Source organism: Cryobacterium sp. TMN-39-2 (genome assembly GCF_004402745.1).
Lineage (GTDB): Bacteria > Actinomycetota > Actinomycetes > Actinomycetales > Microbacteriaceae > Cryobacterium > Cryobacterium zongtaii.
The window spans coordinates 60,290-73,430 of sequence record NZ_SOFX01000020.1 but is presented as its reverse complement, the minus strand read 5'-3'; the positions used below and the strand labels follow the sequence as shown (position 1 = coordinate 73,430).

The window sequence follows — 13,141 nt, the reverse complement described above, 5'->3', positions numbered from 1 at the left end:
TGCTCAAAGACTAAATTGAGCACTCCCAAGGCCTCGAGTGACCGCCGACAATGACCGGGCCAGGCCGCAGGGCGAGAGGGTCTGTCTATGACCGATGAAGATGACCAAACAGCCGCCGAGAATCTCGCAAAACGCCTCCGGCTGCTGCTCGACGTTGCGACCGCGGAGACGGGGAGCGAGCCGACCTTCGCCCAGATCGCCGCGTACCTCGAAGAGCGCGGCACGAACCTCTCGCGGTCGCGATGGACGTACATGGTAAACGGTCACCGGTATGTACAAGACCTTCCACTATTCGACGGCCTGGCCGCATTCTTCGACGTCGATCCCGCGTTCATCACGGGTGCCGCCGACGCTGACATTCCCGCAAAGGTGAGCGCTCAACTCGACCTCGTTCGCGCAATGCGAGCCGCCAGGATCAAGACCTACGCGGCACGCACCCTAGGAGACATTTCTCCTGGAGCGCTGCAAGCGATCAGCAGGTTCTTGGATGCGGAGATCTCTCCGAAATCTCCAGAAGCGTACGAGCATCGTGCCGGAGATGAGCCCTAGATAGCCCATGAATTGAGGTGAAGACGCAGTGAACAAGGACGTGAGCGTGTCGACGGCTGTTGACGAACTCGATCTTGGGGACAACTTCACATTCGATCAACTCGTCGGCGCCGTGCAGAGGAGCCGGCGCCGTCGACTGAGAATCGTTGAACTCGCGGACCTTGGCGATCAGGACGGCTTGTGTGCGGTTTGGCTCGTGGCGGACGGGGAAGACTTGATCCTTCACGCCAGCAGTGACTCGGCGCTGCATCGGCAGCAGTTCGTGCTTCACGAATTGGCGCACATGATTCTCGGTCACGATGCCAACCATGATCCCGAAGCCCCGGACTTCCTATTGCCTGACATCCCGCCTCAGATTCGGGCCCGGCTACTCAGGCGCCAGGATCTAGACACCGCCGAGGAGGTCATTGCGGAGACGCTTGCCGACCGCCTCGCCGCGGCAATCCGTGGGTCGGCGATGCACAACTCTCGGTATTTGGAGACCTTCGGATGACTGTCGTCCTCGTTGCCGCAGCCATGTGGTTACTCGCTGCGAGTCTACTTATCCTGCGGCGTGGTCGTGCCGAACGGAACATTACCTACGCTGCGCTGACGATTGCAGTCGCAATGACGCTAAACACCGACCCTGTCTATCGGCTTCTCGACAAACTGGCCGGCGGCGATAACCTTGTGACCCTGGTGGCAGACGTTGCGTTGATGATCGGTGTCTTCTTCTTAGGTCGCGGAGTGATGAAAGCATCCGAGCGCCAACCGAAGGCGGTCAGGCTCGCGCTCGGGCGGGTCGCCCTGGTAACCGCAATTCTGGGTGCGGTCGTCGCCTTCACTCTCATCGACCTTGGCTGGACCACTACAAACTTCATGCTCGAACTCGGCGAGCAACCCGCGGCTGCTGTCTACTCAATGATCCAATTCGTTTACTACGGGATCGTCCTCGCCGCGATGGCAGTTCTCGCTGCCCGGCAGTTCCGCAACATCGAGGGTGTCCAGAAGTTGCCTCCAGCTTCTCTATTCATCGGAAGCATCCTTGGGGTGATTCTGAGCGTCGTCGTCATCGCCATGGACCTCGCCCACGTCTCCGGCGAGCTGGACCTGATGGCGGAGATCGCCGTCACATACGAACCGCTACGACTTCTGGCATTTCTATTTCTCTGTCTCGGCTTCGCTGGCCAACCGGCTGCTCGCACTTTGCAGGCCCGTTCTCGCGAACGACGGACCCGGGAGCTGGTCGACGATCTCAGGCCGATCTGGGCAGAGGCGACTAAGGCGCGCCCAGGAATCAGCCAAAACCAGCAGGTCGCGGTCCCTGGGGACGAACCCGACACTGTGCTCCACCGTCAGGTCGTCGAGATCCGTGACGCGATGATCGATACCCGGGTGAACTTTGCAGTCAGCGAGCCCGAGAGAGAGCTGATCGAGCGCGCCGAACTCCACCTTGTTGGGGCGGGGCCGGCCATCTCATCAGCCGCCACTTCACCCACGACAACCGGAGATGAAAAGTTGGGGCGATGAAAGCCGGCTGGGCGATGGCCAGCGCGGCGGCCGCTGTTGGTGGAACGCTCGCCTGGCTTGGACTGGTAATCGCGAGGAACCTGACCGCGCCCGCGGGCGATCGAACGTTTGACCTCACCGTCCGCGGGGTCGAGAAAACGGGGGAGCGGACCATCGTCGTTCTCGATCGGACGACTCACACCGGCGCATCCGGCATCTATTGCCTCATACTCGAGAACGGCGGCTGGGTTCGGCTGTCGAAGGGCATAGTGGACCGTGGGACAGGGCGCGTCGGCCGCGTGGTGGAAGACCTGAGCGGAGAGCTAAGAGCAGGTGACAAAGCCTCCTGGAGCGGAATCTTCTTCTCGAGCCCCGCGGATGCCGGTTTGACGGCGATGGACGTCTGGGTGCCGACCGATGTTGGGCCCGCGCCAGCGTGGCTCATCCGCCCGCCAGCCGGCCCATCGACGACGTGGGCCATCCATATCCACGGTCTCGGGAGCCCGCGCGCTGGAACGCTTCGTGGGGTGCAAGTCGCCGCGGAAGCGGGTTTGACCTCGCTTGTCGTGACGTACCGCAATGACGGCGTAGGCCCCACTGTAGGAGCTGGACGATCCGAGCTCGGTGCTGCCGAAACGGATGACGTCCGCGCTGCTGTGCGGTTCGCCCGCGAGAACGGCGCACGCAGCGTCATCCTGTTCGGATGGTCTATGGGCGCTGGCATCGCACTCCAGCTTGCTAAGGACCCAGAGCTTGGGGTGGTAGTGAATGGCCTCGTGCTTGAGTCACCTGTCCTCGATTGGGTGTCGACGATCAGAGCGAACTGCTCACGGGCCAGCCTGCCTGCATGGGCCGGAGCCTTCGCTCTGCCTTGGCTCAACTCCTGGCCGTTGGCTCGCTTGATTGGTCTCCCTAATCCCGTCCCGCTGCGAAGATTTGACTGGATTGCGCGAGCTGACGAGCTGACCGTGCCGACACTCATCCTGCACGGCACCCACGACAGCTCATCGCCGTTCGAAGTCTCGAGTCGACTCAGAGAACTGCGCCCTGACATCGTGCGTCTCGACGAATTCGAGGCTGACCACACGATGAGCTGGAACTCAGATCGCGAGCGTTGGAGGACAGCAGTCCGCGCCTGGCTGACGTCGCTGGCTGCACTCGGCTGAGCCATCTCAAGCAAGACCCGCTCATGTGGACGGCGCGTAGCGCGGCCGCACCCCTTCGCGTGCGAGGCAGCATCACGGCCCCCGCACGTCAACTCGGGTGGCAGCGAGGGCGTCGAGAACCTCAAGGCTCCCGGTGAGGCTCTTGCCACAGGCGTTCGTGGGCCATTGGACTCGGATGGCCTGGTCGAGTTCATCCACGAGCCAAAGAACAGGAACAATCTCCATGTTTGCCGCACACAATTCCTCACCGTTCTCGCTGACTCCATCCGCATCCTGTGAGTTCGGAGTGACAAGGACCTGCAACAACGCGGACAAGTCCCCGACCAAGTGCTCTGCGACGATGCCTCCCTTAGACAGTGATTCAGTAGGTGTCAGCTCAATGGCGCACCGGTACACCCCGACGGGCTTGAACTTCGCAGGAAGGCGAATGGGTGCAGGCGCGTTTGGGGAACCGCTGACCGCGTCAGAGGACAAGCCCAACTCCTCCCCGATATTGGGAGCGGTGCAGTCATAGCTCTGGGCCGTCGGCGATACAGGTGTTCGCGGCCCGCTAGAGGAATCGTTCTTAACAGCGGCTCCGCTGCAGCCCGACAGTACGACAGAGCATGCCATGGCAGCGACAACTGCGATGCGGGCGGACGTTGCTGATGTGTGCATACGTTAGATCGTCTCTTGTCAGCTCGTCAAAGCCAACCGCGAGCCCTGCTGACATGCATCACAAGATGGAATCCACGAGCAACCGCGCGTGCGGACGACCACCGATACAAAGTTTTACGCCCTCGCGAACCGATCCCGAATTGCCACGCCTCTTGCAGATCGAGGCGGCGCACCTCTCTCCCGGAGGCGGTGTGTTTCAATGACGGTGTCTATGCGGGTGATGAGCGCTGGTGAGGGTTACATGTACCTGCTCCGCACCATCGCTGCTGGCGACGGCGATCGGTCGTTGTCAACGCCACTGACCCGGTACTACAGCGCGAAGGGCACCCCGCCAGGACGATGGATGGGCAGCGGCATCCCGAGCCTCGGGATGGGGCGCATTGTCGAAGGCGCCGAAGTCACAGAGGCGGAATTACAGCTGTTGGTTGGTAGGGGGAGGGACCCGGTCACTGGCGCACCATTGGGACGCGCGTATCCCGTCTATCAAACCTCGGTCGCGTCGGACGTGACCCCGGCGGGAAGCGACCAGGTAGCACGTCGGCGGCGCGCAGTCGCCGGGTACGACTTCACATTTTCAATCCCCAAGTCGGCGAGCATCCTCTGGGGTGTCGCAGACGCAGCGACCCAAGCGCAGATCGTGGATGCGCATCATGCGGCGGTCGCCGAGGTTGTCGCGTACATGGAGCGCGAGGTTGCCGCCACGAGGACTGGCGTAGCGGTCCACGACGGCGCCGTTGCCCAGGTGGATGTGAGCGGCTTGATCGCGACGGCCTTCGATCACTTTGACAGTAGGGCGGGTGATCCGCACCTGCACACGCATGTCGTGATCAGCAACAAGGTGCAAGCCGTGCTGGATGGACGGTGGCGATCCCTCGACGGTCGACCAATGCATGCGGCTGTCGTGGCCCTATCCGAATTGCACGAGACCTTGTTTGCGGACGCCCTTACGCGCTCTATTTGCGTGAGGTGGGAAACGCGCGAGCGAGGCAGAGACCGTCACCCAGCATGGGCAATCAGCTCCGTTCCCGAGGCGCTCGTCTCCGAGTTCTCCACGAGGTCCAGACAAATAGATGTCGAGACCGACCGGTTAATCGAGGCATATGTGGGTAGTCACGGTCACCGTCCCAACCCGGTCACAATCACCAGGCTTCGCGCGCAGGCTACTCTGTCCACTCGACCTACGAAGACAGTGCGGTCTCTGGCTGAACTCACCGCAGAGTGGCGTGAACGCGCCCAGCGTGTGCTGGGCCATAAGGCCGTGCCCCAGGCGAGTGCAGCGGAGGTGGGGCCGTCACCGGTGGTCCTTTACGGGACCGACGTGCCCCTTGACACCATCGGCGCACTCGGGTTGAAGGTGGTGCGTGCGGTCGGCGAAAGGCGTGCGACCTGGCGCCACTGGAATCTCCTGGCCGAAGCCGCCCGCCAGACCATGCAGTACCGTTTCGCATCGGCATCCGATCGAGAAACTGTTGTCGGCCTGGTGGTGGATGCCGCCGAGTTCGCGTCATTGCAGATCACGCCTCCGGAAATGGCGTCGAGCCCAGCACCATTCCAACGGGGTGACGGCACGACTGTCTTCCGTCCCAAACACTCCGCGGTCTTCACTTCCACGGAGTTGCTGAACGCCGAGAGTCGGTTGCTCAACCGGGCTCGTGATACGACTGGCCCACGGATACCAGCGACCACACTCCGATCTTCTGAGCGACGGGTTCTGCCCGGTGGCGGCGTACTTGCCGCCGATCAGATGGAGGCGCTGACCGCGATTATCGAATCCGGGCGGGTGCTCGACGTCCTGGTGGGGCCGGCTGGCGCGGGTAAGACTACAGCGATGAACACGCTCCGGCGGGCATGGGAATCGGCCCACGGTGCGGGTTGCGTGGTCGGGCTGGCTCCCTCTGCTTCCGCCGCTCAGGTGCTCGCGGATGACTTGGGCATTACGACCGAAAATCTGGCGAAGTGGTGGAAGAACCATCTCGAGCACGGAGCGACATTCCGCGCTGGCCAGCTGGTGATCATTGACGAGGCATCGTTGGCGGGGACCTTGCCGTTGGACCAGGTTACCGCGCTCGCCGCGGGCGCTGGCGCGAAAGTTCTCCTCGTGGGCGACTACGCCCAGCTCCAGTCGGTCGATGCGGGAGGGGCGTTGTCCCTGCTGGTTCACGATCGAGCGGATGCGCCTGAACTTCTTGACGTTCACCGCTTCGTCCATGAATGGGAGAAGTCGGCATCACTCGGCCTGCGTCACGGTGACCCGGAGTCGATCGACCTCTACGTCGGGCACGATCGCGTGCGTGAGGGCAACACCGAGTCAATGGCAGATGCTGCGTTTGAGGCCTGGCGCACCGATGCTCGAGCCGGCAAGACCACGGTGCTCATTAGTGACTCGCTCGAGGCAGTTGCCACGTTGAATGTCCGCGCCCGGACTGAACTAATCCTGGAGGGGCGCGTGGATGCGCTTCGGGAGATAACCCTGCATAACGGAACCCGAGCGGCGGTCGGTGACACGGTAATCACGCGTCGGAATGAACGGCGTCTTTGCGCGGCAAGATCTTGGGTGCGCAACGGCGACAGGTGGACCGTGATCAGTGTGCACCGAAATGGCTCCGCTGAGGTCCGACGGCACGGCCGACGGTGGGGGAGCACGGTTCTCCTCCCTGCCGAGTACACCATGCGACACCTGGAACTCGGCTACGCGGTCACCTCTCATCGGGCCCAAGGCATGACGACGGACACCGCTCATACTGTTGTTGCGTCGGGCATGACGAGGGAGAACTTCTATGTGGCGATGACGCGTGGCCGGAAGGCGAATACCGCGTATGTGGCCGTGGATCGATCCGATGATGCTCACGTCGGACCTCGACCTGGCGATAACCCCGAAGCCACGGCGCAAAGCATCCTCTATGGTGTTCTGCAGCACGTGGGTGCTGAACTGTCTGCACATGAGACGATCGCGGGGGAGCAGGATTCGTGGGGATCGATCGCCCAGCTTGCTGCAGAGTACGAGACCATCGCGGCGGCCGCTCAGCACGACAGGTGGGTGTCTATGGTGCGCGAGAGTGGGCTGTCGCAGGTGCACGCCGATAGCGTTGTCGCCTCGGATGCGTTCGGCCCGCTGACCGCCGAACTCCGTCGCGCCGAGGCACACCACTTCGACATCGAGCGCCTACTCAAGCACGTCGTCGCGGTTCGCGGTGTCGAGGATGCTCAAGACATTGCTGCCGTTCTTCGGGCCCGAGTGTCGTCGGTGACCGCCCGTGAAACCGGGGCGGGTCGCTCGCGCAAAACGCCGAGACTAATCGCCGGGCTCATTCCGCGAGCCTCCGGGCCGATGCGCGCTGACCTTCACCGAGCACTCACCGAGCGCAGCGACCTGATGGAGGCCCGAGCAGCGGCATGCCTGGCAGCCTCGCTGGTAGCGACGGAGGCGTGGACGAAACACCTTGGGGCGGCACCACGGGAATCCGAGGATGGCGCTTGGCGCCAGTTCGGACGCACCGTCGCGGCCTACCGGGACCGATACGAGATCGTCAGCGCGAGTGCTCTTGGCCCGCCACCGCAATCGACTGCCCAACAGCTCGACAGGGATCGCGCTCACGCAGCGCTCAGACGAGCTCAGCGCCTCGCGGATCGGCTCCCGGCCTCCGATGCACCTCATCAGCGCGTCAGCTTGGGGCTTCCGACATCAGGCATCCAGTTCTAAACTCGAATCAAGCGACCTCATGTGCGCCGCCACTTGCAGTGACGGCACGACGATCCCTCCAATAGGCAGTCCTTCCAGGTTCTCGTCGCCGAACATCAGGAAGGCTCAAGCATGTTCGGACTTATCCTGGGCGTAACGGCCCGCGCCTACTACGTCGTGCGGCGGTTCATGCCGACCAACATCGCGCTCGCTGCCATCCACACTCGCCGCGGTCTGAAGTGGGGCCTGCCTGCGACACTTCTTGCGGTCCCATACACATTCGCGATGGTGTTGTGTGCTGGTCTGGCTGACAATAGCGGCGCGGGCTGGCTGAACCTCTTTGCGTTGCTGTTTGCGTGGAACTCGCTGAAGTTCCTCGTTGCAGGCCCCGCGACCTCGATCACACTGGTTCGCGTGCGCGGTCGGGAAGAGCGATGTCGGGCGACTACTGCCGGACACTTCAATGGCGGCGAGCAGGAGCGACTCGAGGAGCCTGTGTTTTCTCAGAGTCGCGGCTGAGCTTTCGCAGTTCCTCGGTGTCGACGCCGCGCGAACCATACACCGAACCTCGGCACGCATCCCGAATTCACGAACCACGACCGACAGGCCAGGAGATGCCACGGTAGTCAATGAAGAGGCCCACAAACCGAGCTCGCAGACGAGCTACTCGCTATGACGCAAAAGCTTGCACACTCCATTCGTACCGTTCTGCGCCCATCCGACTCCTACGACCTGTTGTGCTACCTCCAAGCCGCCCAAGACGCGCTCGCGCAGGTCTTCGAGCAGTTGGCCGCCTGGCACGTGGAAGCGATTGACGGCACGCCTTACAAAGGCAAAGACGGCACCGGTGCGCCTGGTCTTCACGCCGTGGGCCCGGCAGGACAGGTAGCCGGACTGCTCGAAATGGCGGCGGAGTCCGCCGCCCTCGTCCCACGAGCTCAAACCGCTAACGGCGTCGTGCGTTGGTTCGATGGCGTCAAGGGCGCTGAGTCCGGGCTCACCATCGACAAGGCTTTGGCTGCTGTAGAGCGATGAGTCCGCTGCGCGCCAAGTGCCATGTCTTCGTACCGCGCAAGGAGAGGATGTCGCCGCCTCCATGCCGATAGCTGAGCAGTCGTAGCCGCATTGGGCCTCGCAAAATGGTGTCTCATAACCAAAGACGAGTACCGAAATTTCTGCCGGAGGTTATGCGACGTAGTTACGAGACTCGCCGGGTCTCGAGACTACCCAAGAAATGCGAAAGACCAGGTCTAGGCCGTGAGACGTCCTATATCCCTAGGGTTACGAGACAGTAAGACGACGAGCTCGTGCGCATGGCGCCCCGTCATCGGGCCTAATGTCGGGACAGTCAAACGAGTACCGTCACAATTTGGGAGTGTCGGAAGCGCCAGCCTCCGCGCGAGTACCCGTTGGAGGTCCGGCCCACGTGACTTTGAAGTCGTCTCAATGCGATCCTAGAAAATGATCCCCACGTGTGCGGCGATCCATCTGGCGCAGAGCCTGTCAGTGGCTCCGCCTACAGTGATGACATGAAGCTTCTCCTACTTTCCCGATTTCTCGGCGCTGTTCCAGATTTCCTCAGCACATTGAAATCAGACTCTCTCTCGGACATCCGTATCGCTTATATCAATGACGCAGCCAAGCCGCTCGGTGATGCTCCATTTGTTGAGCGGGAACGTCTTCAGCTTCAAAGTTTGGGATACACGCTCGTCCCGCTGACGATCGGAGACGGTACCGCTGCTGATTTTTCTGCCGCACTTGATACCGTCGATGCGGTCTATGTAGCCGGTGGTATGGCTGATTGTCTGATGGCCATTCTGCGCAGCACAGGCACTGACGAAGTCCTGATCGAGCGGGTCCGCGCAGGGCTGCCTTACATCGGAGCCAGCGCCGGCGCTGTAATTACAGGGAAAAGCATTGATACAGCGATTGCACTCGACGGCCACACGGACGGAACGTCCTTGGATGATCTCAGCGGTCTCGGACTCGTGGATGCGGTGATTCTGCCTCATGCTGATGGCCAGCTGCCGCCGTACCCGCCGGAGGTAATCGCTGAGGTGGCTCGTCGGCTGGACGGAATGCTCGGACTGACGATGCTGCCGGATGACGCCGCCCTGCTTGTAGAAAACAGGGATGTGCGTATGGTTGCCTCTCCCGCCACTGCGTAGTCCTTTGTCCTATACAGCACCGTTTTCCTGCTGCTCACAGGGATGCTGGAGGGACAATGACCTTAATCAGCCCTGCCACAGTGAGCGTTCCCGTTGTAGGGCGAGAGTGCCCGGCAACGGGAACGGTAAAGAGCGGTTGTTCAGCGTCCGGTCCCGAGCTGTCGCTGGACAGTCCGATACACAGTCAAGCGAGCCACGTTGAACAGCTCAGCAATCTCTGCTGTCGAGTGAGTACCGGCGTTGGGCACCTCCACGAGAAGTTTCTGTTGAGTGTTCGACAGCTTCGGTTGTTTCCCACGGAGTCGCCCTTTCGCTTTCGCGACTTGCATGCCTTCGCGCGTTCGGGCACGAATCAGATCGGATTCGAACTCGGCAACCATGGCGAGCACGTTAAACAGGAGTCGTCCGACAGGATCATTGGGGTCGTGGACGGATCTGCTGTGCAGTCTTCCGCTCACACCGCAAGCCTCCCACAGCGACGCACACGCCGGCACCGAGCCGAGCCGGACAGCCGCGGAGCCCTGTGGATCAAAACCACGCCCCGCCCAGCTGACGAGGAAAAAAGTGGATGGCCGTCGCATTGGCCGCGGCTGGGCGTCTCGAAACCCAAGCGTCTCGTATCCCATGGGTTACGAGACTGAGGGAATCGCAGCTAACGCGACGATTGGCCCCGACATGTCTCATATCTTCGCTCACGGTCGGAACGAATGAAGAACAAAAGGAACTCGGTCAACGGCTGCCGCCGTGGCCCAAGGTCCCGCATTCGATAGGTTTAGCAAAGGTATCCGCCTGAACCCCCTCAGGCCGGTCGAGGAGCTCCCGGACCGAGTTTCAAGAGCGGAATTCGCAGGTGGAGAACTTGTGGAGTGAGGCAGGACAGGAGAGTCGCCGTGGGAGCAACTGATGGTACGAGTTCCGGCGCAGGAGATGAAGATCCGCCGAAGAGACTTACCGAGCAGGACCTGTTGTTAGGTCAAAGAGCCGTGAACATCAAGACGGTTCTTTGTGTTGTTGCTTTCGTAGCCTCTCTCGGGATCGCTGTCTTTGTTTTGATGAATGTTCCGTGGGACACCCGAATGCCGTATGACGGAAAATACAACCGGAGCGGGACGGGAATTCCGATGCAGATCGCACTGGCTCCCGTTCTAATTCTTCTCTTTCGCCTGTGGCGCTCAGGGAAGAAACCTGATGCGCATCATATGGGCAAAGGGTCGCGAGTCGGCTACTACATCCTTGCGCCGGCGATGATCATGGCCTGTGTCCTTGCCCAGTGGGTTATGGGCCAAACGATTCTGACTAACGGTGGGTATTTCGCTGGGTAGTGCACGTCGGGATCGTTGAGTAACCCATCTTGGGGTTACCGGATCACAGTGTCTTGAAACCTCATTGTCTTGAAACCCATGGGTTACGAGACGGCAAAGCTCGCCTGCTCACGCAACAAGCGGCAGCTGACTTGTCTCGCATCTGGACCTGTCTCGCATCCGTAGGGATACGAGACAGGTACCGTGTCGCGTACGATTCACGCGCGCGGGCATCTTCATCGGGCGGACCTTGCGGGAATCGACGGCCCGGCGATTGTTCGGGGGCGAAGCCGTCTGCATGCACCATCGGCTTCGCGATTCTGTTCTTGAATGAGTTCGGTAATGCCAACCGGTTGAATGAACGACGGATTGGGGTCCGATGGAGAAATCCAGTTCTTTCGTGTTCCACAGCGGTCCTCCTCTTGTACTAGTCGGGACGACCAAGCATTCTTTTTTTGCGTTGCTCAGTGTGCGTCATCCATGCCGGTTACGTGCACGGCATACCCTTGACAGCCAGCGTCCCGCCAGTCATAGTCGTCGCCGAGCCCCCGGTCCGTCGGCCCCCATAGGGCCAGCGCCTCGCTGGGTGCGTGGTCGGCAAACTTCCAAGGGGTTGAGCCCTGCCAGGACGGCGTGAAGTGGTACTCGTACCCTTTTTCCAGCATGCAATCCCCAATGATCGCCGACTGGGTGAGCCAGATCTCGGCATTGGCGAGCTGGTCCGCTGACCAATCCGCCGGGGGGCGTGGGATCGTGGCAATGTCAGTGGATGCGTCATAGATCGGCGGTTCCGCGATCGGGGCGGCCGCGACCGGGGGCAGTAGAGCTGGTAAGTGGGGTTTCTGCCACAGCTGTAGTCGTTTCTGCCGACGCAGTTGGGGATGGATTGTCGAGCCCGAGTGCGGAGATGATGCTCGCCGTGGCGGAGACTCCCAACACTGCGGCGGCCGCAAAAGCCACACTCAGCCCTCCCGCGGCGATCAGCAGTGCCACACGACTCCCACGGCGTGGCTTGACGGGGTGTTGCTCGCGGACGTTGGCGAGCAGATCCTCAATCTCAGACATGTGTCGTTCCCTTTTCGTCGTTCTCGCTTGTGGTTGGCCGCCGGTCGACGCCCCACCAATACGCTGCCGCCGCGCAGCACAACACCGAGCCAAACCTCGATGAACAGCTGCCCGTCAGAGACGAGACGAGAATCCTATCTGCAGCACTCGCCCTGGCATTCTCGCAGGTGTTCGTTGCAGGCAGTTGCGGGTATCCCGCTGACGGATGAAGATTAGGCTGACCGTCGCGTTCTCCACGGCTGGGTGTCTCGAAGCCTTGGCCTAGCTCGTCAAGAGGCGGATAGCACTTACGACCTCCTGGCCGTAGCGCTCTTCCTTCCCCACTGAGCGAGCTAGTCTCGAGGAAGGAAATAGCCCCTGTTGCTTCCACCGTTTGAATCCGCCCATGGGATACGAGACGTAGGAGATCGCCTACCTAGCTGTGCTGAGCCGACAGGTTGGTGACAGTCAGATCCGAATGCGGACTCGTAGGTGTTCCCATTGTTCATGGGATTGAATGACGTCAGGGTCGGGTCAACTGCCGCAATTGCGTCTGACAGGGAACGTCGCAGGAAGTCGTCGGCACGCTCGAGTTCACCGGTCGTGAGGTGGCTTGGCGCGCGCAATCGCTAGAGCAAGGGAAGCCCCAGCAGCACCGAGCAGCAACGCTGCGACGACGATCAATATGATCTTGATCGCAATAGAAGCGACGAGGATCGCGGATAGTGCGATGCCAACCGAAGCCAGCGCGATGAAGGTAGATGTGAATGGGGCCCACGATTTCAGGGCTGCATTGTCGTGAACCATGTGCCAACCATAGATTGACTGGCGCACTTCTCAAGCGTTATTGACACATTGCGCGTCTCTTGAGACCTATGCGCCTACCTCCGTCAGTGAAGATTTCCTTCCTTGACCCACTGTTCCGCTCGAGGCTGCTCATCTTGCGGCGGCCCTGAGTCCTCGTAGCCTCACCCGCTTAACCCGTGTCCACTCTCCGGGGTCAAGGCCAAGGCCACTTGATCGTACCGCTGTCTTCAAGAGCGCGTAAGAATGTATCCGGAAGAAGTAAACCAACGGCGCTTCGACTCG

10 protein-coding genes and 1 pseudogene are annotated in these 13,141 nt (G+C 61.3%); 9 read left to right on the top strand and 2 right to left on the bottom strand.

Annotated elements, in window-relative coordinates; translation table 11 throughout:
* Nucleotides 1–87 precede the first annotated feature (87 nt).
* The 8 genes from E3O57_RS05765 to E3O57_RS05730 all read left to right on the top strand — a co-directional run bounded on the left by E3O57_RS05765 (nt 88) and on the right by E3O57_RS05730 (nt 9,707).
* Nucleotides 88–549, top strand: a complete 462-nt coding sequence (locus E3O57_RS05765) for a hypothetical protein (protein ID WP_103479349.1) — start codon at nt 88–90, stop codon at nt 547–549.
* A gap of 28 nt (nt 550–577) precedes the next feature.
* Complete coding sequence (locus tag E3O57_RS05760; protein ID WP_103461503.1) at nt 578–1,042, top strand: ImmA/IrrE family metallo-endopeptidase; 465 nt, start codon at nt 578–580, stop codon at nt 1,040–1,042.
* On the top strand, nt 1,039–2,058 hold the full coding sequence (locus E3O57_RS05755; RefSeq protein WP_103479348.1) for an MAB_1171c family putative transporter: 1,020 nt from the start codon (nt 1,039–1,041) through the stop codon (nt 2,056–2,058). The genes E3O57_RS05760 and E3O57_RS05755 overlap by 4 nt, the downstream gene beginning before the upstream one ends.
* On the top strand, nt 2,055–3,203 hold the full coding sequence (locus tag E3O57_RS05750; RefSeq protein WP_241990316.1) for a S9 family peptidase: 1,149 nt from the start codon (nt 2,055–2,057) through the stop codon (nt 3,201–3,203). Before E3O57_RS05755 ends, E3O57_RS05750 begins: the two co-directional genes overlap by 4 nt.
* Nucleotides 3,204–4,071: 868 nt before the next feature.
* Nucleotides 4,072–7,560 carry a MobF family relaxase gene (gene mobF / locus E3O57_RS05745; RefSeq protein ID WP_241990315.1) on the top strand — a complete coding sequence of 1,163 codons (3,489 nt, stop codon included), beginning with the start codon at nt 4,072–4,074 and terminating at the stop codon, nt 7,558–7,560.
* 111 nt (nt 7,561–7,671) lie between these two features.
* Nucleotides 7,672–8,058 (top strand): sulfate permease, encoded by a 387-nt coding sequence (locus tag E3O57_RS05740; protein ID WP_174776311.1) that lies wholly within the window; start codon nt 7,672–7,674, stop codon nt 8,056–8,058.
* Between the two features lie 153 nt (nt 8,059–8,211).
* Complete coding sequence (locus E3O57_RS05735; RefSeq protein WP_103479345.1) at nt 8,212–8,574, top strand: hypothetical protein; 363 nt, start codon at nt 8,212–8,214, stop codon at nt 8,572–8,574.
* A gap of 494 nt (nt 8,575–9,068) precedes the next feature.
* Entirely contained in the window at nt 9,069–9,707 is a 639-nt protein-coding gene (locus tag E3O57_RS05730; RefSeq protein WP_103479344.1) for a Type 1 glutamine amidotransferase-like domain-containing protein, read from the top strand.
* A gap of 140 nt (nt 9,708–9,847) precedes the next feature.
* On the opposite strand, the pseudogene E3O57_RS05725 reads toward E3O57_RS05730, so the two are convergent.
* A pseudogene (locus E3O57_RS05725) lies at nt 9,848–10,141 on the bottom strand (recombinase family protein); the annotation flags it as partial.
* Nucleotides 10,142–10,597: 456 nt separating this feature from the next.
* Between E3O57_RS05725 and E3O57_RS05720 the strand changes: the two are divergent.
* Entirely contained in the window at nt 10,598–11,029 is a 432-nt protein-coding gene (locus tag E3O57_RS05720) for a hypothetical protein (protein ID WP_133159775.1), read from the top strand.
* Nucleotides 11,030–12,646: 1,617 nt separating this feature from the next.
* Here E3O57_RS05720 and E3O57_RS05715 read toward each other — a convergent pair.
* The gene (locus E3O57_RS05715) at nt 12,647–12,859 is read right to left on the bottom strand and encodes a hypothetical protein (protein WP_133159774.1); all 213 of its coding nucleotides are present in this window, start codon (nt 12,857–12,859) and stop codon (nt 12,647–12,649) included.
* Nucleotides 12,860–13,141 lie beyond the last annotated feature (282 nt).

Coding starts and splice junctions, on each gene's coding strand:
- E3O57_RS05740 (WP_174776311.1), top strand. CDS start 7,672: ATGTTCGGACTTATCCTGGGCGTAACGGCCCGCGCCTACTACGTCGTG.
- E3O57_RS05765 (WP_103479349.1), top strand. CDS start 88: ATGACCGATGAAGATGACCAAACAGCCGCCGAGAATCTCGCAAAACGC.
- mobF (WP_241990315.1), top strand. CDS start 4,072: ATGCGGGTGATGAGCGCTGGTGAGGGTTACATGTACCTGCTCCGCACC.
- E3O57_RS05750 (WP_241990316.1), top strand. CDS start 2,055: ATGAAAGCCGGCTGGGCGATGGCCAGCGCGGCGGCCGCTGTTGGTGGA.
- E3O57_RS05715 (WP_133159774.1), bottom strand. CDS start 12,859: ATGGTTCACGACAATGCAGCCCTGAAATCGTGGGCCCCATTCACATCT.
- E3O57_RS05730 (WP_103479344.1), top strand. CDS start 9,069: ATGAAGCTTCTCCTACTTTCCCGATTTCTCGGCGCTGTTCCAGATTTC.
- E3O57_RS05735 (WP_103479345.1), top strand. CDS start 8,212: ATGACGCAAAAGCTTGCACACTCCATTCGTACCGTTCTGCGCCCATCC.
- E3O57_RS05755 (WP_103479348.1), top strand. CDS start 1,039: ATGACTGTCGTCCTCGTTGCCGCAGCCATGTGGTTACTCGCTGCGAGT.